Origin of the sequence: Clostridium sp. AF29-8BH (assembly GCF_003478145.1) — a bacterium.
Taxonomy (GTDB): Bacteria; Bacillota; Clostridia; order Lachnospirales; family Lachnospiraceae; genus Otoolea; species Otoolea fessa.
Map to the genome: position 1 here is coordinate 1 of NZ_QUEL01000001.1, position 19643 is coordinate 19643.

The 19643-nt window shown below is 43.6% G+C and carries 13 protein-coding genes and 1 tRNA gene; 12 read left to right on the forward strand and 2 right to left on the reverse strand.

The features are described from left to right. Positions 1 to 240: 240 nt before the first annotated feature. From DWZ16_RS00005 to DWZ16_RS00030, 6 genes are all read left to right on the forward strand, one after another. Complete coding sequence (locus tag DWZ16_RS00005) at positions 241 to 711, forward strand: hypothetical protein (protein ID WP_118522050.1); 471 nt, start codon at positions 241 to 243, stop codon at positions 709 to 711. A 22-nt stretch (positions 712 to 733) separates the two neighbouring features. Further along, positions 734 to 4402 carry a phage tail tape measure protein gene (locus tag DWZ16_RS00010; RefSeq protein WP_182427266.1) on the forward strand — a complete coding sequence of 1223 codons (3669 nt, stop codon included), beginning with the start codon at positions 734 to 736 and terminating at the stop codon, positions 4400 to 4402. Positions 4403 to 4611: 209 nt separating this feature from the next. After that, positions 4612 to 6435: a hypothetical protein gene (locus DWZ16_RS00015; RefSeq protein ID WP_118522052.1), complete on the forward strand. Its 1824-nt coding sequence runs from the start codon at positions 4612 to 4614 to the stop codon at positions 6433 to 6435. A gap of 398 nt (positions 6436 to 6833) precedes the next feature. After that, positions 6834 to 7301 carry a hypothetical protein gene (locus DWZ16_RS00020; RefSeq protein WP_118522053.1) on the forward strand — a complete coding sequence of 156 codons (468 nt, stop codon included), beginning with the start codon at positions 6834 to 6836 and terminating at the stop codon, positions 7299 to 7301. 542 nt (positions 7302 to 7843) lie between these two features. Continuing rightward, a complete protein-coding gene (locus tag DWZ16_RS00025; protein ID WP_118522054.1) occupies positions 7844 to 8839 on the forward strand; it encodes a hypothetical protein in 996 nt (331 codons plus the stop codon). Between the two features lie 52 nt (positions 8840 to 8891). Next, positions 8892 to 9287, forward strand: a complete 396-nt coding sequence (locus tag DWZ16_RS00030; protein ID WP_118522055.1) for a hypothetical protein — start codon at positions 8892 to 8894, stop codon at positions 9285 to 9287. A 427-nt stretch (positions 9288 to 9714) separates the two neighbouring features. On the opposite strand, the gene DWZ16_RS00035 is transcribed toward DWZ16_RS00030, so the two are convergent. Beyond that, a tRNA-Trp gene (locus DWZ16_RS00035) sits at positions 9715 to 9785 on the reverse strand. 492 nt (positions 9786 to 10277) lie between these two features. On the opposite strand from DWZ16_RS00035, the gene DWZ16_RS00040 reads away from it, so the two are divergent. Both DWZ16_RS00040 and DWZ16_RS00045 read left to right on the forward strand, forming a co-directional pair. Further along, positions 10278 to 10520, forward strand: coding sequence for an HPr family phosphocarrier protein (locus tag DWZ16_RS00040; RefSeq protein ID WP_107000009.1), 243 nt, complete (start codon positions 10278 to 10280; stop codon positions 10518 to 10520). Positions 10521 to 10875: 355 nt separating this feature from the next. Beyond that, positions 10876 to 13314: an ATP-dependent DNA helicase gene (locus tag DWZ16_RS00045; protein WP_118522056.1), complete on the forward strand. Its 2439-nt coding sequence runs from the start codon at positions 10876 to 10878 to the stop codon at positions 13312 to 13314. On the opposite strand, the gene DWZ16_RS00050 is transcribed toward DWZ16_RS00045, so the two are convergent. Continuing rightward, on the reverse strand, positions 13250 to 14173 hold the full coding sequence (locus DWZ16_RS00050) for a LysR family transcriptional regulator (RefSeq protein WP_022359290.1): 924 nt from the start codon (positions 14171 to 14173) through the stop codon (positions 13250 to 13252). The two genes, DWZ16_RS00045 and DWZ16_RS00050, sit on opposite strands and share 65 nt — an antisense overlap. Before the next feature lie 139 nt (positions 14174 to 14312). Here DWZ16_RS00050 and DWZ16_RS15705 point away from each other — a divergent pair, with 139 nt between their 5' ends. The 4 genes from DWZ16_RS15705 to DWZ16_RS00065 all read left to right on the forward strand — a co-directional run bounded on the left by DWZ16_RS15705 (position 14313) and on the right by DWZ16_RS00065 (position 19433). Further along, positions 14313 to 14450 (forward strand): hypothetical protein, encoded by a 138-nt coding sequence (locus DWZ16_RS15705; RefSeq protein WP_243021869.1) that lies wholly within the window; start codon positions 14313 to 14315, stop codon positions 14448 to 14450. 80 nt (positions 14451 to 14530) lie between these two features. Further along, the gene (locus tag DWZ16_RS15710) at positions 14531 to 14866 is read left to right on the forward strand and encodes a sigma-70 domain-containing protein (RefSeq protein WP_243021870.1); all 336 of its coding nucleotides are present in this window, start codon (positions 14531 to 14533) and stop codon (positions 14864 to 14866) included. 6 nt (positions 14867 to 14872) lie between these two features. Further along, positions 14873 to 15529, forward strand: coding sequence for a histidine phosphatase family protein (locus DWZ16_RS00060; RefSeq protein ID WP_118522057.1), 657 nt, complete (start codon positions 14873 to 14875; stop codon positions 15527 to 15529). 139 nt (positions 15530 to 15668) lie between these two features. Further along, the gene (locus DWZ16_RS00065; RefSeq protein WP_118522058.1) at positions 15669 to 19433 is read left to right on the forward strand and encodes a phosphoribosylformylglycinamidine synthase; all 3765 of its coding nucleotides are present in this window, start codon (positions 15669 to 15671) and stop codon (positions 19431 to 19433) included. Positions 19434 to 19643 lie beyond the last annotated feature (210 nt).

Below are 19643 nucleotides of genomic sequence, written 5' to 3' on the forward strand. Positions count from 1 at the left end.
GTAGTTGATTTTTTAATACCCAAAAACAAGGAATAACAGGAACGAAAGGAATTAAATAGAATCAAATGGAGTTAAATCGAGGAAATATAATTAAATACAATAACACTTTATATACAGTTGTAGCAGTAGTATTCAAAACTGCATATCTTCAAAAATCAAATTCCACCAAGGAACAATACGACTATACATTAGAAGAAATAAAAGAGTTCTATCATGTGGAATTTTTCAAGGAAAATAAAAATGTCAAATCTAAAAGTACAATTAAAAAATCTGAACATATCTAAGTTAAAAACTTCCAATGGAATCACGGTTAAATCAGAATTACAGAAACACGCCCGTATTTTAGCAGATTGTATCATGCGTCAATTAGATGCTGTCTATGATTCATACAATCCGAAAATATACCAGCGTACCTATGAACTGTACAATTCTATATACATTGATGATCGATTATTTGTTAAGGTATCATCCACAGGAGCATCGTTATCAATCCGTGTTGGTTTTGATGATGGGGCATGGCATACGGGACTGGATGGAAAAGATGTAAATACCGCTGTTCTTTTAAATGAGGGATGGCAAACTTCCGGCAAATTTAAAGATGTTCCATATTTCGGGTACAGGAAAGCAACCCATTTCATAGAAAAAGCGGTGGAAGAGTATAGGAGAAGTGTTCAGAATCCATTTAACGTAAAAATAAATAAAGAATACTGATACAGTAGAAAGGATGGTAAAAATGAGTAATGTTGATATTGAATTATCGACTGGTTTGAATATCGATCAATCAGTCCAACAGATTAAAACAGATATAGCATCTGTTCAAAAACGGTTAGATTCAGCCGGAATAAAAATATCTTTAAAAGCAGAAATCCTCGATGAGGAATTAAAGAAAAGTCTTAGCAAGATTGGAAATATGAACGAAACGGCGGTCATTGGTAAGAAGATGGGCGATAACCTTGCTACGAACCTTATCAATGCGTATAATATCAAGTCCAAGGAAGCTACAGAACAGGCGAAACAATTTAATTCTTCCTTATCTAATACAGGAGCGGCAAAGAAGCTAGATCAATATTTAAAAGAACTTCCGGCGGATCTTGACTATCTGGAATCTAAATTCCAAGGTGCTAAATTCAAAATGCCGGAAGAAACAGTACAATCCTTTGCTTCTATGCGTTCTCTGCTATCTCAAATCAACCAGACAGATGATCCGACACAGAAGATTGCCCTGTACAATCAGTTGTCAGAACAGCTCAATAAGACAACACAACAGTACAAACAGCTTACACAGGAGCAGAAAAACTCTGCATCTGCATCGAAATTACAGGACAGCAAGAATCTGTTTGGAACCAAAGTTAATACTTGGATGAACCAGAACACGGCTGCTGCCAAAGCGTTCTCTGATAGGCTTTCAGACCTTAAATCTAAGCTATCCAGCGCCGATTCTACAGAGTTTACCCATTTAAAGGCAGAATTTCAGTCTATTCAAGCAGAAGCAAAGCAAATGGGTCTTACAGGCTCTAAAGCGGCACAACAAATGAAATCGGAATTTCAAAGCGCGGTAACGAGTGTTATATCACTGACTGCGGCGTTCCAGACATTCAAACAAATGGTTGGTACTGCAAGAAATATTGACGATGCTCTGTTTAATTTGCAGGTTGCGACAGGTCAGACCAGAGAAGAGACAAAAGGACTGATTGATACATACAATCAGATGGCGAAAGAATTAGGTTCTACCACAACACAGATTGCTGAAGGTGCGGATGCTTGGTTAAGACAGGGTAAAAGTATTGAAGAAGCAAATATTCTTATCAAAGATTCTATGATTCTCTCTAAAATCGGTATGATTGACGCGTCCGATGCTACGGAAGATTTGACCGCTGTTCTGAATGGTTATAAAATGTCTGCTGAATCTGCATTAGCGGTTGTTTCAAAGCTAAGTGCAGTAGACCTCGAATCAGCTTCCGATGCAGGAGGACTGGCAGAATCAATGAGTAGAACTGCTACGTCTGCGAGTCTGGTTGGAATATCACTGGATCAGCTGATCGGTATCATTGCAACACTGAAGGACGTTACACAATCAGGGGATGAAGAAATCGGTAATGCGGTTAAATCCATTGTTGCAAGGTATTCCCAAATCAAAGCAAATAAATTTGTGGACTATGAGACAGGAGAGGATCTGTCAAATGTAGAATCTGTCCTTGGGAAAATCGGTGTGAAGATTCGTGATAACCTCACTGATTATCGTGATCTTGGGGATGTACTACAGGATGTGGCAGAAAAATATTCTTCATTGAATGACGTGGAGAGAAACGCTGTCAATACAGCAATGTTCGGTACATATCAGCAAAATAAAGGTGCAGTCCTTCTTTCTAACTGGGACAAGGTGCAGAAACTTACACAGGTATCGGCAAATTCCAGTGATGAAGCATTGGAGAAGTTCTCTGCATATACCGATACCGTTCAAGCGCATATCAATTCTCTGACTGCCTCCTATGAACATCTGGCATCTGTGATTGCAAATAGTGAGTTCCTTAAAGGTGCGACAGATGCGGCATCTGGATTCTTGGATGTAATTTCTGCGTTGATTGACAAGCTGGGTCTGTTATCCGTTGCCACAGGAGCAATTACAGGTGGTGCGGCATTAAAAGGTATCAATCTGGGAGCATTTGATAACAATGGTTCTGGAATTACATTCCTTGGTAAGACAATGGAAGAAATGCAACAGGCATCAGCGGCAGGAGAGAAATTTGGTGGTATTTTCACATCTAAAGTCAAAGAACCAATCGCTAATGCTCAATCTGTTATTTCCAATTATAATATGCTTGTTCAGAAACAGTGCGTCAGTCAAGAAGCGATCAATAAGTTGACCGATGATATGGATATGAAGAAATATCTTTCCAGTCTGAAAGGCACAGAAGCCGGTATGGAAGGATATACCAATGCACTGAATATGACAGCGGCGGCAAGTCTGAAACTGAAATTACAGACGGTTGCTTTAAATATGGCTCTGAATATGGGGCTCACAGCGGCTATCTCTGCGGCAATCTGGGCGATAGGTACTGCGTATGATGCAGTTGCCAATAGGACTGAAAATCTGAAAAATGCGGCAAATGAAGCATCCGATGAGTATGAGGAACTGAAATCAGATGTAGAATCCATCAATGATAAACTGAAAACCACGGGTTCACGGATCGATGAATTAAATAGTAAGGATCATCTGTCTTTCACGGAGCAGGAAGAACTAGATCGTCTGAAAGAAACCAATGAGGAGTTGGAACGGGAGCTTCGGAATAAGAAAGCATTATTGAATATCGCGGAAGATGATGCACATGATAAGGCGGTCAATTATTTCAATTCCAAGCCAAAAGGTATGACCCGTTATACAGGATGGGATGAAACACAGGTTGAAGCTGGAAATGAGAGATACGGAACGGCAAAAGAAGATGTTTATTCTGGTTCACAATTAGACGTTGCGAAACAACAGCTTGAAGATTATAAATCCTTATTGGAAGAACAAAAACAGGTAGAACAGGAGATTCTTGATTTCCAGACAGAGCATCCGAAAGATTATATGAATATGGATGCCTATACCGATTTGGAGATGCATTCCAAGTATGTGAAAGACCAGCTTTTTACTCTTAAATCTACCCTAAGTGATACCATGACCGATTTTCAGAAGTTTGATGGTAGTCTGGATGTAGAAAAAGATAAGGAATTACTGGGTATTTTGAAAGAAATATCCACGCTATTTCAGCAGTTATTTGGTGGAGTATCACCAGAAGAAGGGTTCAAATCTGTATGGGATAGTGATTCTTTCCGATCCCAAAAAGAAGAATTGGAAAAGATGGCGAGTGCTGGCACACTGGATGAATCTACCTTATCTAATAACGAACGATATCGTCAGTTGTTGGATGCTACGGGTAAGACAGCCAAAGAAACGTGCGACCATATCTATTCATTGGTTCAAGCGGAAAAAGAACAGGGCAATGTAAGCGCACCATTTACTAAGTCAGAAATGATTTCTCAAATCAATAGTCTGTCAGAGGGATTCGAAGAGCTTGATAAGGTTATGACTTCTATCAAGAAGAAAGATGATGTATTTGATTATTCTATTCTTGATAATAAGAATTTCAAAGAAAATTTTTCTGGTTTCACAACAGAGTATAATGATTTTGTCAATACGGTTTCTGAAAATCCTAAAAATATTCAAGCCTGTCAGGAGGCATTTGATAATCTTGCTACTGCTTTTCTTTATAATTCTGATGTATTAGATGGATTAAGTGATGATACGGCTAATGTAACAACTAAGTATCTGGAACTTATGGGGGTTCAAAACTCCGAGGAGATCGTATCTGCAAATTTGGCAGCTACTCATGCCGAGCTGCTTGGAATGCACAAGATTTAACTAATGCTACAGCGGAAGAAATTCAACAATTAGCTGCTGAATCAGAACAGACGGAGGTAGGAAGACAAGCTTTTGCTGCTTATATTGCTCAAAAATTAATTAATAGTGTAATTGACACCTCTGGAGATATTTCAGCTTTAGCCGCAGAAGTTTCTCAATTAGGAATTAGCATAAATGCATGGAGACAATATTACGCTGCGAAAAAAGATATGGCTGCATTAGCTGGCGCAACACAGCAAACGGATGCATCTGGTTATAAAAGCAAATCTGTAATGGTTGATAGAGCTACTGGTAATGCATTAACTTTAAAAGACGGAAAATATTATAATGCCGATGGAACATTACATAAAGGTGCAAAATATAGTCGTGTTATATCCAGTTTAGCAGAAAAGCAAATCCAAAAAACTGCGACCAGTTTTGAAAAAAATTTACTAGCTGATATTGCTCCTGTAAAAGGATATACTGGACCAAAATCTACCAATCCAAGTGTAAGTAAAGGTTCTGGTGGTGGAGGTAACAAAGGAAAATCAGATCCAAAAGAAAATTCTACAATCGACTGGATTTCCAGAAGTGCAGAACTACTAGAACGTAAGAGCGAAGAATTGAAAACTGCCATTTCCGATACATGGACTGCATATACAGGACTATCAGAAGAAGATATCAAACGTGTACAGGAGTTGTTCTCTCTTCCATTTGATCCTAACTCAAATGAAGCGCAGGAACTTTTAGATTATGCAAATAGACTAGGTATCAGTCTGGAAGAACTAAAAAATCTTTCTGAAAACAATGGACTGGAAAGCAGACAGAGCCTTTATCAACAGTTGATGGTAGTGGATCAATCCCGTTTAGACCAAGCAAATCAATCACTTGACTATTATAAGCAGTCTTATGAAGAGCTGGTTTCTAAAGTACCAGAATACAGAGATAAGATTGAGAATGGTGGTATTGATATTGAATCCATGACAGGGGATCAGAAAACAAATGTCGAAAATGCCATGAAAGCATATGACAGTTATCTTGATTCTCAAAAGAATGCCAAGGAGATTCAGAAACAACTTCGTGAAGATAAGAGCAGTTATTATGAACAAATCATTGAACAGGCTACCAAAGAGAATGAACGCCTAAGTAGCAACAATGATTTAATTCAGAAGCAGATTGATTTACTGAAAGCACGTGGAAATATTGTCGATGCGTCTACCTATGAGACGATGATCGGCAATACCAGAACACAGATCGGCAATACCAAATCTGTTATCAAATCCCGTAAGAAAAAGCTAAGTGCGGCTATGGATGAAGGTCTGGAAGTCGGGGACGAAGAATGGTATGAACTGACAAAGAGTATTTCGGATGCAGAAGGAGAGCTTCTTGATCTGGAAGAACAACAGGCGGAATACAATAAGCAACTCAAAGAAATGCCTATTACAAATATGACAACCGTCATTAATATGTATAAGGATATTTCTACTGCTATTCAGAACTGGGGTGCTGAATTAGAAGCATCTGGTACTGCTCTTACAGCAGATTATTACCAAGAACTTATCAAGAATGGTTCCACTATCATCAGTGAGTATAAAGAACAGGCTGGAATTATTAAAGATGTTATGGATACTTACGATGTTGGTTCTGATAACTGGAATGAGTTATACAGTCAGCTTCAGAATGTCAACGGCGAAATGTCATCCATGATTCAAAATCTGAAAAAATGGAATGAAGAATTACTTCAACTTCCATTAACTAAGATTAGCAATTATTCTTCTGATTTGAATACAGTCAAGGATGCTCTGACTGCTTTACAAGATGATTATACAACTGTCATTAGTGCTGTTACAGGTGCGATTGACGATGAGACAAAAGCCATCCAAGACCAGCAAAAAGAGTTCCAGAAGAACATTGAGAAACAGAAAGACGCTATTCAAGATAAGATTGATCTGTTGGATAAGCAGAACACGAAACTGCAATTACAACAGGATTTAGAACAGAAACTCTATAATTTACAGATTGCTAATACGCAGAAAACGGAAAAGGTGAAATGATTGCCTTCTTTCACAGTAATGTGATTGCAATAAAAATAGCTATAACGGTTAATATCCGATGGGACGGACAAGACCGTGGAAAGATTGAATTTAGATAAGAAAAAGCATAAATATATATATTCTCTCAAAAATGGAATCGAATATACGTTTTGTGGTTTACAAATCCAAATTATTGTGTATAATAAAGGTAAGAATTAGTTGATAGTTCTGGTAAGCCGTGGATAACGGTTAGAATATTATCCAACTGTATGTTTGTCTCCGTGAATGACGGGACTAAAATGTAGAATATCATTCAACTGTATGTTTATCTCCGCGGATAACGGGATGTAAAAGTAGAATATTATCCAACTGTATGTTAGAAGGAGCCTTGATTGGCTCTTTCTTTTTAGGAGCAAAAGATGAGATTAGTAAAAATATCAGACAGTTTCTTTAATGAATGTAAAAAACATAGCGTACATAAAGAATTATTATTTAATGAAGATGGTCGTCCAAGTGTTTTACTTATTAGCTTAAAATATAAAGAACAATATAGGAAATTTGTTGTACCAATGCGTTCTAATATATCACCGACTACTCCTAAAAATCAATACTTGCCATTACCACCTAATTCAAAAACAAAGTTACATCATTCACATGGAATTCATTATATTAAAATATTTCCAATCATAGATAAATACGTTCAAACATATTTGATAAGTGAACCATTTGATTTAATGATAAAAAATAAAATTGATGATAATGAACCTATTATTGTACAAGCTTGTCAAGATTATTTGAAACAATGCGAAAATGGCAATAAACATTTTATGACTCCTGACATAGATGGAATAATTCATATGCTCGATTCTCAAGAAGACACCAACTAAGGTGTCTTTTCTTATGTCTAAATTCAAAATCCTTAGAGACTGTAACGGTTGCATGAGTAATCATATAACCTTCGCTATTCCCCTACTCTTCTAAGAAGACAAGAGGGTGAAGATCCAGTCCGATCTCACAAAATAATCCCAAATAAAAGAAATGTGAGAATACGCCAGAAATGACGTATCGCCATATTAATATATGGTCAGTAGGTCGATGACCGAAAGTAACAGAATGAACCCGTAACGGCGAGATTGTCTACGAGACGAACACAGACAATATTCGTAACGCACAGAAAGAATTCCAAGATGCTGAATTTGCAAAAACAAAGAATGATCTGCAAGAAGAGTTAGATGCTCTCAATAAACAACTGGATGATTACAATGATAAGGTTGACGAACAGCTCGAAGCCTTAGACAAAATCAAAGATAAGTGGTCTGAGATTGCCGAGAATGTAACCAAGGCTCAAAATGCTACTCTTGCTACTGATTATCTTGGTTCTGGTTGGAAAGATAAGGTTCTATCTGGTAATGATAATGACATTTATACTGTGTTTAAGAATCGGTATGAACAGAATGCTTCTCAACTGAAAGCGTATGAGGATCAGATTCAGTCTACAGAGAGAATCTATAATCTTCTGAATAGTTATATTGAAGCGTATAAGGCTGGTACTATTACAGCGAATGAAGCACAGACACAGATTCAAATACTTTTAAATCAACTTAATAAAGGTCTGATTTCTGCTGATGCTAATCTTATGAATGTCCTTCAATACAGCAAAGATGTAACGGGTGCTTCTGGTTCCAGTGCGGAACAAGTTCTTGCTGGTATTAAAGATGATTTGAAAACATCTGGACAAGATTTACTTGCTTCTCTACGTCAGTATGAAGAAAATTCCAAATTAATTGGAGAACAGACTACCAGTTGGCAACAACTTACAAAAGATGTATCTGAGATGTTGAGCGTTCTAAAAGATGTTAAGAAAGCACTAAAAGAATCTGAACGTGATGATGATGACGAAGATGAGGATGACGATTCTAGTTCCAAAAAGAAACATCATAGTAAATCTGATGGACCTGGAAAGAGCGCTTGGTCTAATAAGGACGAAAACAATGGACCCGGTGCAGAAATTAATCGTAAGAAAGCTGGCATCGCTCACAGTGGTTTGGAAGCTGGTGTTGTAGGAAAAAGTACCGAGGACAGTGAAGAAGCATGGATGAAGTCTATGGGATTGAAAGCACTTGATCCTAAAGAGTATCCATACATCCTCAAGGCTGGTGAACAGATTGTAAATGCTGAACAGCGTCATAGATTGATTTCAAATGTGGATAAAGGATATGGACAAGCCTACGCAGATGGATTGAAGAGGGGCATAGAAGCTATGTCCAAGAGCAGTACACAGGTCAATAATGCGTCCTACACTGTGAATGCACCGATTGATAAAATTGTACTTCAAAACGTGCAAGATCCAGATGGATTTGCCAAAGCATTGTATGAAAATTTTAGTCTTGTAATGGCACAACAATTTTCAAAGTTTAAATTTTAGTTGATAGGTGGTGGGGATTCTTGCCACCTTATTTATATAGGAGGAAAAAATCATGGGTAAAATTGAAATGATTCCATGTATGGAATATACAGAAAATAATATGACAGAGCGTTTCTGCAAGGGCGATATTGTCTATTGCGGAACAGAGGACAGGGAATGTCTTGGAACAATCATTGAGATAGGGTTAATACCAGAAGAAGAGGACGGCGAGAAAGCAATCATGGTTGTAATTGATACTTCTTCGGGCAAGTGGAGCAGATCGTATGAATATGTCAAGCCAGAGGAGATTGTGTTCATGAGAAGAGTGACGCTGGATGAAGAACAGAAGCAAGAAGAAAAAGTAGAAAAAAAGCCATGCTCACTGATTGGGTCTATGAGAGGGGCTTATGGCAGAGATGAAAATTATCGGAATGGGCTAATGGATAATTTGCTAGGTATAAGAAAATAGTAATTGTAACAGGGCAGGAGTGGAGAAATGCTTCTGTCCTTTTATAATAAGTAGAAACACCTTTTTTACAGTATAATGATGTACAGGAGATTTTATCTTGTAGAAAAGTGAAAGTCTATGATATAATCAAACAGAAGTTCGTTTCAAAAAACATGATAGGAAAATCAGTGACAAATCAGTGACACTTCAGTGACAAATCAGTGACATTTTAATACTAAAACAGATAGGATTAAGTGGTATTAGATAAGAAAGATCTCAAGAATGACGAGCTGAAAATGATTACAGGATGTGCGCTTAGATGACAAGAAAACGTTGAAAAGCCTTTATTTACAAGCAATCACGCGCCAATCTCACGAACGTTCGACTTGAATGTTTAAAAAACAAAAACGCCAATGACTCATCTCTGAATCACTGACGCCTTTAGAAGCAGGGGAAGAGGGATTCGAACCCCCATTAACGGTTTTGGAGACCGTTGCTCTGCCATTGAACTATTCCCCTTCGCTGCTGACTCAGTTATGATATCATAGCCATAACGAAAAGTCAACAATTTTTTTATAATTTTTCATTTTTTTGATTTAATATATTTTTTTCCATTTATTAAGTATCATTCATCATTTTATATGGAAACTAGAGATCAGGATAATTTGGTAAAAGAGAATTTGTGTGCTCATGCTGGGTGGAAAATCACAATGAATATTTAGTTCAACTGCCCAAAAACAATCCGCTAAACCATTTGATGTATATAAATAATGACAATATATCATGAAATGAATACGACGATAGTTCTAGACGTCGGAATATTTTACCAAGAAACACGCTGCTTTTTTGGTAAAAATCATGTATTAAAAATATGCGGTATAAAAGAAATCAAATTGACATTCGACAAAAATCATGCTATAAACACTGAATAAATCTTTATGGTTTTAAATGTGCCTAAAAAACGGAGGGAAAAATTCTGTTGGTACATTCAGGAAAAAGGAGTTGTTTATTATGAAACAGAGAAAAATTATGCTGAAAACGATAGAAGATGCAAAGAAATTTGTCAATGCTTCTATGAAATGCGATTTTGATATTGATGTTTTTTATAACCGTGTTGTCATTGACGCCAAGTCGATTCTGGGAGTTATGAGTTTGGATCTGACACAGATTCTGACCGTTGAGTACACGGGCGAGGATGCAGAGTATGAGGCGTTCCTTGACACGATGGAAGCGGACAATGTGACAGCGGCATAAAAGGGCTGGAAGGCTGGTTCAAGTGGAACATAGATATCATAGATATTTTGGAAGGATATGTATGGCTCGAATCGGCATGATGAAAGAAAAGTTGATAGTACGAAAATAAAGAAAGACTGCGGGTGCCGGAGAGAAGATGGTGTCTGCAGTCTTTTTGATAGACATATATATGTACTCTCGGAGTCTTTCTGCACGTGCTTTTGTGGCTGATTTTCCGCCAGCCGCACCCGAATTTCATCAACGTACGCACCGCGTACGCCTCAGAAATTTGGGCACAACTGACAAAAAATCATTTCACAAAATCAAGCACAGAAAGATTCCGAGAGTACATGTACGGGGAAGGGAGGAACCACACATGGAGCTGACCGGCAGGCAGATACGGATCTCCGTCCGCAATCTGGTTGAGTTCGTTCTGCGTTCGGGGGATATTGATAACCGGCGCACGGCGGGTGCACAGAAAGAGGCGATGTTAGCTGGAGGACGGATGCACCGGAAGATACAGCGGCGGATGGGATCAGGGTATCAGGCGGAGGTGTCGCTGCGCCATTCGGTGGAGGAGGACGGATTCCAGATCGTGGTCGAGGGGCGTGCGGATGGAATCATCCGGGATGGAAAAGATGTCACGATCGATGAGATCAAGTGTGTTTACCAGGATGTAAACTGTCTGGAAGAAGCGGTTGGCGTGCATATGGCGCAGGCGCGCTGTTATGGCTATATCTATGGATTACAGGAAGCGCTGGACGAAGTGACACTGCAGCTCACCTACTGTAATCTGGAGACGGAGGAGATCCGCCGCTTTCAGGAGATCCAGACGATGAACGAACTTTCTGAATGGTTTGCTGGTCTGATCCATGAATATGTCAAATGGGCGCGTTACCTCTATCACAACGGGCTGCGACGTGATGAATCAATCAAAGCGCTCGAATTTCCCTATCCGTACCGGGCGGGACAGCGGGAGCTGGCTGTGGCGGTTTACCGGACGCTGGAGCGCGGGCGCAGGCTGTTTGTCCAGGCCCCGACCGGGATTGGAAAGACACTTTCGACGGTATTTCCGGCGCTTAAAGCGATCGGGGAAGGACATGGGCAGAAACTCTTTTACCTGACGGCGAAGACGATCACGCGGACGGTGGCGGAAGAGGCGCTGGCGATTTTGCGGGAACGCGGGCTGTATTTTCGTTCGGTCACGATCACGGCAAAGGAAAAGTTGTGTATTTTGGAAAAACCGGTGTGTAATCCGGAAATGTGCCCGCGTGCGAAAGGGCATTTTGACCGTGTCAACGATGCGGTGTATGAAATTTTGCATCAGGAATTTGGAATTACGCGTTCGGTAATTTTAGAGTATGCGGAAAAATTTCAGGTCTGCCCGTTTGAGTTCTGCCTCGATATTTCTTCGTTTGTGGATGGGATCATCTGTGATTATAATTATGTCTTTGACCCGGATGTGCGCTTGAAACGTTATTTTGCGGATGGGGCGGAGGGGGACTATTTCTTCCTGATGGATGAAGCCCACAATCTGGTATCGCGCGCGCGGGAAATGTATAGTGCTTCTATTATAAAGGAAGAAGTGCTTTTGACGAAAAAGGTACTGGGACATCGTGCGCCGGCGTTGGGGCGGCAGCTTACAAGGTTAAATAAGGCGCTTCTGGGGATGAAGCGGGAGTGCAGCGGCTACCAGGTGCTCAAGGATGCCGGACATCTGGTTTCAGTGTTAAACGGTGTTTTTGGAGAAATGGAAAAGTATCTGGAAAAGCCGGGCGGGGAAGATGGGCGGGACACGATTCTGGATTTTTATTTTTCGGTGCGACATTTTTTAAATATGTATGAGCGGGTCGATGAGCATTACAGGATTTATACGGAACTTCTGCCGTCCGGCGAATTTGTCATCCGGCTTTATTGTGTCAATCCGATTGAAAATCTGGCGCAGTGCCTGTCGCAGGGGAAAGCGGCGGTCTTTTTCTCGGCAACGCTTCTGCCGCTCCGGTATTACCGGATGCTTCTGTCGGATCAGGAGGAGGACTATACGGTCTATGTGGCGTCCCCGTTTCCGCAGGAGCGGCGTCTTCTGCTGGCGGCGACGGATGTGACGAGCCGGTATACGCGGCGCAATGAGACGGAATACCGGCGGGTGCTGCGGTACATCCAGACGATGGCAAGTGTGAAAAAGGGCAATTATATTGTGTTTTTTCCGTCGTATCAGTATATGAACCGGGTACGTGAGGTGTGTGAAGGGGAATATGCGTATCAGAATGTTGAATTGGATGATAATGAAAAAATGAAAAATCATTCCGGGAAAAACGGAAAAAGCATGGAAATCCTGGTCCAGGATTCTCACATGACCGAGGAGGAACGGGAAGCATTTTTACAGAAATTTTCTCCCGAACGAACAGCTGAACGTGATACCTCCCTGGTGGCGTTCTGCGTGATGGGCGGTCTGTTTTCGGAGGGAATCGATTTGACAGGCGATCGGCTGATCGGCGTGATCGTGGTCGGAACCGGGCTCCCGATGGTATGCACGGAGCAGAAAATTTTGCAGGGATATTTTGAAGAAGAGGGAAAAGATGGATTTGCATATGCCTACCAGTATCCGGGCATGAATAAGGTACTCCAGGCGGCAGGGCGGGTCATCCGGACCGCGTCCGATCAGGGCGTCATCCTTTTACTGGATGACCGGTTCTGGCGTCGGGAGTATCGGGAATTATTTCCAAGGGAATGGAGCGATGTCAAACGGGTCAGTCTTTCGTCTCTGGAGCAGGAGCTTCAGGCATTTTGGAGCCGTTTTCCAGAAGTTCAATAAATTCACGCGATGCCTGTGAGATCGGCATTGTCTCATTGTGGACGACGACGAGCTGGCGCGGCGGCAGGGCTTCAGTCAGGGTCAGGGCATAAAGTTCTTTTTCGCCAGCCGGGAGACAGAAATCCGGGACAAATGCGATGCCGAGACCGATGCGCGCCAGATCGATGAGCAGATCGTTGCTGCTTAATTCAATCTCCGGTACGAGGTCGAGCTGGTGCTTCTGGAACATGTTGTGCAGAAATTCGCTGGTGGTACTCTTGCGATCCAGCATGAGGATTGGGAGTGCCTGCAGCTCGCGCAGTGTAACCGGGCGGTCTTTCATCGGAAAATAGGTCTCATTGGCGACGAATATATCGTTGAATTCGCGCAGCACATGGATATTCTGCGTTCCACCGAGCCCGGAGTTTGGATAGTTCGTCAGAATAAAATCGACCTGACCGTTGTCCAGAAGCCGCGCACATTCGATGGAGGTACGGTTGGTAACCTTGATGTGGATATTCGGGTAACGCTTGTGAAATTCGCTTAAAAATGGCACCAGATAATAGCGGCAGATCGTATCGCTTGCGCCAATGCGTAGCTGACCGCCGTTTAAGCTGTTAGAGTCGAGCAGCTGGTTTTCGCCCTGACGGATCAGGTTCATCGCCGGTTCTACGTGCTTGAGTAGGATCTCGCCTTCCGGGGTAAGCTGTACTTTTTTTGTGCTGCGGATGAAAAGAGTCTGGTTCAGTTTCTTCTCCAGTACCTTGATCGACTGGCTGACCGCCGACTGGGAGATGAAAAGCTGCTTAGATGCCTCGGAGAAACTTAACGTCGAGGCTACGTGGTAAAATACTTTATATAATTCATAGTTGATATCCATTTATTAGTCCTCCTTATAGAACTGTATTCAGTGTAACATGATTGGAGGGCGGAGTCAATAATGATTGTATCTGTGTCTTGTTTGTGATAAAATGACGGAATCATCTTAGAAGTATGTATTTTTTAGGAGGGAATACCACATGGAATCTAATACATTTTATGATATTTACTTAGAGGAACTGAAAAATCTCCCGCAGGGCACGCCGGAGGAGGAAACAGCGCTTCTGAAAAAACTGACGGAGGGGGACAAGACAGCGGCTTCCCGTCTGACGGAGTAAAACTGGCGAAGGCGGTTCAGATCGCGGAGGAGTACCACGATCGGGGACTTCCGGCGGGCGATCTGGTGCAGGAGGCAAATATGGCGCTGTTTCTGTTCGCAAGCGAGTACGAAAACGGTGATTTCGACGCGCAGATGGAGAAAAAGGTGCGTGCGGCGATCGAGGATGCGCTGCAGATTCAGAACCGCGAGACGAAGATCGAGGAGGAGATGGCGGCGCGTGTTAATGTCCTCAAGGATATTTCTGCGAGCATGGCGCGGGAGCTGGGACGTGAGGCGACCCTTGCGGAATTGGCGGAGCGCATGAAGATGAGCGAGGATGAGATCCGTGACATCATGAAGCTGACGATGGACGCGATGAAGGTCAGCGGTCAGGCGGCAGAGATGGCTCAGAAAGAGATAGATGAACAGGAGTAATAGAAAATGCTGTTTTATTTGGTACGCCACGGTCAGACCGACTGGAACCGGGCGGGAAAGATACAGGGAACGACGGATATTCCGCTGAACGAAACAGGACGGCAGCAGGCGGAGCAGCTTGCCACTGTCCTGAAAGAAAGGAGCGGCTATCCGGCGGAAACGCGGATCGATGCGGTCTATGCCAGCCCGCTTGCGCGTGCATTCCAGACGGCGGAGATCCTGGCAAAGGAAGGAAAATTACCGCTCCGCCGCCTGACGGGGCTGCGGGAGCGCGATTTTGGATGCTGGGAAGGCAAAAGCTGGCAGCAGGTGGAAGCAGAGTACCCGGATGAATTTCATCTGTGGAGGGAACAGCCGATGGTCGGCATCCCGTCCGGCGGAGAATCAAGAAAATCCTGCGAGGCGCGGAGTGAACGGGCGATCCGACAGATTTTGGAGGAGACAGCCGGGGATGCGGTGATCGTGGCGCACGGTGGGATCCTCGTCTTTTTGATGAATTATCTGCTCCGTTTCCATCGGGATCCGCAGGAGATCATTGTGGCGAATGCCAGTCTGTCGGTTGTTTCGTATGACCGTTCGACGGGGATGGGAAAGCTGCTTGCACTGAATGAGACAGGGACGTTGGAACAGCAACCAATAAGATGTGTTAATAAAAAATATTAAATATATTAATTTTACTAATCTATAAAAATTGTGTATGATAAAGGCAGATGCTAGAAGAAGGCATTTGCCTTTTATGCTAAAAAATGAATGTATTTTACAGAACATGAAACATTAAAATACGAAAAAACAGGAGGAAAACATGAGCGTAAGACGTATTTTCGTTGAGAAAAAACCGGAATTTGCCGTATTGGCTCACGATCTGAAAGAGGAGATCGCAAGCTATCTGGGGATCGACACGATCACCGATGTCCGCGTACTGATCCGCTATGATATTGAGGATGTATCGGAGGATGCATATCAGAAAGCGCTGATTACGATCTTCTCTGAGCCGCCGGTTGATTTTGTCTATGAGGAGGCATTCCCGTCCAAGGAAGGCGATACGATCTTTTCCGTTGAGTTCCTGCCGGGACAGTTCGATCAGAGAGCCGATTCCGCAGAACAGTGTGTGAAACTTCTGAATGAAGAGGAAAATCCGGTGATCCGTTCCGCGACAACTTATGTTATTTCCGGAACACTGACCGCGGAGCAGATCGAGGGCATCAAGTCCCTGTGCATTAACCCGGTGGATTCCCGTGAGAATAACAACGCAAAGCCGGAAACGCTGGTAACGGTATTTGAGCAGCCGGAGGATGTCAAGATTTTCGATGGCTTCTGCGGTTATGGCGAGGCAGAGTTAAAAGAACTCTACGATTCCCTGAACCTTGCGATGACGTTCAAGGATTTCGAGCATATCCACAACTACTTTAAGAACGAAGAGAAGAGAGATCCGTCTGTGACCGAGATCCGCGTGCTGGATACATATTGGTCCGATCACTGCCGTCATACGACCTTCCAGACTGAGTTAAAGGACGTTACCTTTACAAAGGGCGATTACAATGAGCCGATGGAAGCTTCTTACAAACAGTACCTGGCAGATCGCGAGGTTCTCTACAAAGATCGCGATGACAAGTTTGTCTGCCTGATGGATCTGGCTGTTCTCGCTATGAAGAAGCTTCGCCGTGAAGGCAAGCTGGAGGATCTGGAGGAGTCTGAGGAGATTAATGCGTGCAGTATCGTAGTTCCGGTTACCATCGACGGCAAGGAAGAAGAGTGGCTGGTAAACTTTAAGAATGAGACCCACAACCATCCGACCGAGATTGAGCCGTTTGGCGGCGCTGCCACCTGCTTAGGCGGTGCTATCCGTGACCCGCTTTCCGGACGTACCTATGTATATCAGGCTATGCGTGTGACTGGTGCGGCTGATCCGACCCGTCCGATGTCGGAGACACTGCACGGCAAACTTCCGCAGAAGCGCATCGTAAAGGATGCAGCACATGGCTACAGCTCCTACGGTAACCAGATCGGTCTTGCTACCGGCTATGTAAAAGAGATTTATCATCCGAATTATGTGGCAAAACGTATGGAGATCGGTGCTGTTATGGCAGCAGCTCCGCGCAAAAACGTCATCCGTGAGACTTCCGATCCGGGCGATGTAATCATCCTGATGGGTGGACGTACCGGCCGTGATGGTATCGGCGGCGCAACCGGTTCTTCCAAGGTACATACCGAGGAGTCCATCGAGGTCTGCGGCGCAGAGGTTCAGAAGGGCAATGCACCGACCGAGCGTAAATTACAGAGACTGTTCCGCCGCCCGGAGGTCAGCCGTCTGATCAAGAAGTGTAACGACTTTGGCGCCGGCGGCGTGTCGGTAGCGATCGGTGAGTTAGCTGACGGACTTCAGATTGACCTTGACAAGGTTCCGAAGAAATATGCAGGTCTGGACGGAACGGAGATTGCGATTTCCGAGTCACAGGAGCGTATGGCTCTGGTGGTAGACCCGAAAGATGTTGATAAGATGCTTGCTTATGCAGCAGAAGAGAACCTGGAGGCAGTTCCGGTTGCCGTTGTTACCGAGTCCCCGCGCCTGGTTCTGAACTGGAGAGGCAAGACGATCGTAGATTTAAGCCGTGCATTCCTGGATACCAACGGTGCTCATCAGGAGACAACCGTTACCGTTGAGGTTCCGACCAGGGAAGGCAATGTATTTGATAAACAGGAAGTAAAGGATGTCAAAGAAAAATGGCTGTCCATGCTTTCTTCCTTAAATGTATGCTCCCAGAAGGGTCTGGTTGAGATGTTCGACAGCACCGTGGGCGCAAGCAGTGTATTCCTGCCATATGGCGGCGTTCACCAGATGACCGAGACACAGGCGATGGTGGCAAAACTGCCGATGAGCGAGGGCAAATGCGATACTGTTACCATGATGAGCTACGGCTATGATCCGTACCTGTCCAGCTGGAGCCCGTACCACGGCGCTACTTACGCAGTGCTGGATTCTGTTGCTAAGATCGTGGCAAACGGCGGTGATTTCCACAAGATCCGCTTTACCTTCCAGGAGTACTTCAAACGTATGACGGAAGATCCGAAGAGATGGGGCACACCGTTCTCCGCTCTGCTCGGTGCTTACAGTGCGCAGCTCGGATTTGGACTTCCGTCCATCGGCGGCAAGGACAGTATGTCCGGCAGCTTCTATGATGAAGAGCACGGAGAAATCGATGTACCGCCGACACTGGTTTCCTTTGCAGTTGATATTTCCGATACCAAACACGTGGTATCTCCGGAATTTAAGAAAGCGGGCAGCAAGATTGTTCTCTTTACCATCGAGAAAGATGCACATGACCTGCCGGTTTACAGCCAGATCATGGATGGTTACGAGAAAATCTACCGCGATATGGAGTCTGGAAAGATTATTTCCGCATATGCGGTTGAGGGTGCTGGTGTGGCAGAGGCTGTCAGCAAGATGGCATTTGGTAACCGCCTGGGCGTAAAGATTGAGCACAATGTAGATCCGAGAGACTTCTTCGCCGCTGGCTGGGGCAATATCGTCTGCGAGGTTCCGGATGGCAAGGTAGGCGAGCTGTCCATCCCGTACACTGTGATCGGTGAGGTAACCGACAAGGGAACCTTCGAGTATGGCAGTACCATGATCTCTATGGAAGAGGCTCTGAAAGCATGGACCGGAACCCTGGAGAAAGTGTTCCCGACCGCTTCCGGCGCACCGATGAAGGCAGCAGAAGAGACACTTTACAATACCGATAAGGTATATGTATGCAAACATAAAGTGGCAAAACCAACCGTATTTATTCCGGCAATGCCGGGTACCAACTGCGAGCTGGACAGCGCGAAAGCGTTTGAGGCAGCCGGAGCGGAGACGATTGTGCGTGTATTCCGCAACCAGAATGCATCCGATATCCGTTCTTCCATCGAGCAGTACAAAGAGGATATCAAGAAATCCCAGATCATTATGTTCCCGGGTGGATTCTCCGCAGGTGATGAGCCGGATGGTTCGGCTAAATTCTTCGCTACGGTATTCCGCAACGAGGCGATGATGGAGGAGATCGACAAACTGCTTCATGACCGGGATGGCCTGGTACTGGGTATCTGCAATGGCTTCCAGACATTAATCAAACTGGGACTTTTAACCGGAGGCAAGATTGAGCCGCAGAAAGCAGATTCCCCGACTCTGACAACCAACAACATTGGACGCCACATTTCCCGCATGGCATACTTAAAGGTTGTATCTAACCTGTCCCCGTGGCTCAGAAAAGCAGAGCTGGGAGGCGTATACTGCAATCCGATGTCCCATGGTGAAGGACGTTTCGTAGCCAACGAGGAGTGGCTTGCAAAACTTCGCGCAAATGGTCAGATCGCGATCCAGTACAGCGATCCGAACGGAAACTTATCCGTCAGCGAGGAGTGGAACCCGAACGGTTCCTACCAGTGCATCGAGGGTATCACAAGCCCGGATGGACGTATTCTTGGTAAGATGGGTCACAACGAGCGCTGCTGGAGCGATACAGGCATGAATATCTATGGAAATCAGGATATGCAGCTGTTTGCTTCAGGTGTGGAGTATTTCAAATAAAATGAACACCTGCTTTTAAGCAAGGTAGAAATAGACCGGACCGCAGAAATCTGCCCCGGTCTATTTTTTGTGCGATAGAAAATTCCTTGGAATTCCCCATCACACAAAAAGGTACATTCTTTTTATGTCACAGAAAATAGCAATTATGATATAAATTTTATCATTGACGAAAATGTCAGAAAACCTTAAACAAAAAGTTATTCTCAGGTA

Coding starts and splice junctions, on each gene's coding strand:
- DWZ16_RS00045 (WP_118522056.1), top strand. CDS start 10,876: ATGGAGCTGACCGGCAGGCAGATACGGATCTCCGTCCGCAATCTGGTT.
- DWZ16_RS00010 (WP_182427266.1), top strand. CDS start 734: ATGAGTAATGTTGATATTGAATTATCGACTGGTTTGAATATCGATCAA.
- DWZ16_RS15710 (WP_243021870.1), top strand. CDS start 14,531: ATGGCGCTGTTTCTGTTCGCAAGCGAGTACGAAAACGGTGATTTCGAC.
- DWZ16_RS00005 (WP_118522050.1), top strand. CDS start 241: ATGTCAAATCTAAAAGTACAATTAAAAAATCTGAACATATCTAAGTTA.
- DWZ16_RS00030 (WP_118522055.1), top strand. CDS start 8,892: ATGGGTAAAATTGAAATGATTCCATGTATGGAATATACAGAAAATAAT.
- DWZ16_RS15705 (WP_243021869.1), top strand. CDS start 14,313: ATGGAATCTAATACATTTTATGATATTTACTTAGAGGAACTGAAAAAT.
- DWZ16_RS00065 (WP_118522058.1), top strand. CDS start 15,669: ATGAGCGTAAGACGTATTTTCGTTGAGAAAAAACCGGAATTTGCCGTA.
- DWZ16_RS00050 (WP_022359290.1), bottom strand. CDS start 14,173: ATGGATATCAACTATGAATTATATAAAGTATTTTACCACGTAGCCTCG.
- DWZ16_RS00020 (WP_118522053.1), top strand. CDS start 6,834: ATGAGATTAGTAAAAATATCAGACAGTTTCTTTAATGAATGTAAAAAA.
- DWZ16_RS00060 (WP_118522057.1), top strand. CDS start 14,873: ATGCTGTTTTATTTGGTACGCCACGGTCAGACCGACTGGAACCGGGCG.
- DWZ16_RS00040 (WP_107000009.1), top strand. CDS start 10,278: ATGAAACAGAGAAAAATTATGCTGAAAACGATAGAAGATGCAAAGAAA.
- DWZ16_RS00015 (WP_118522052.1), top strand. CDS start 4,612: ATGGCTGCATTAGCTGGCGCAACACAGCAAACGGATGCATCTGGTTAT.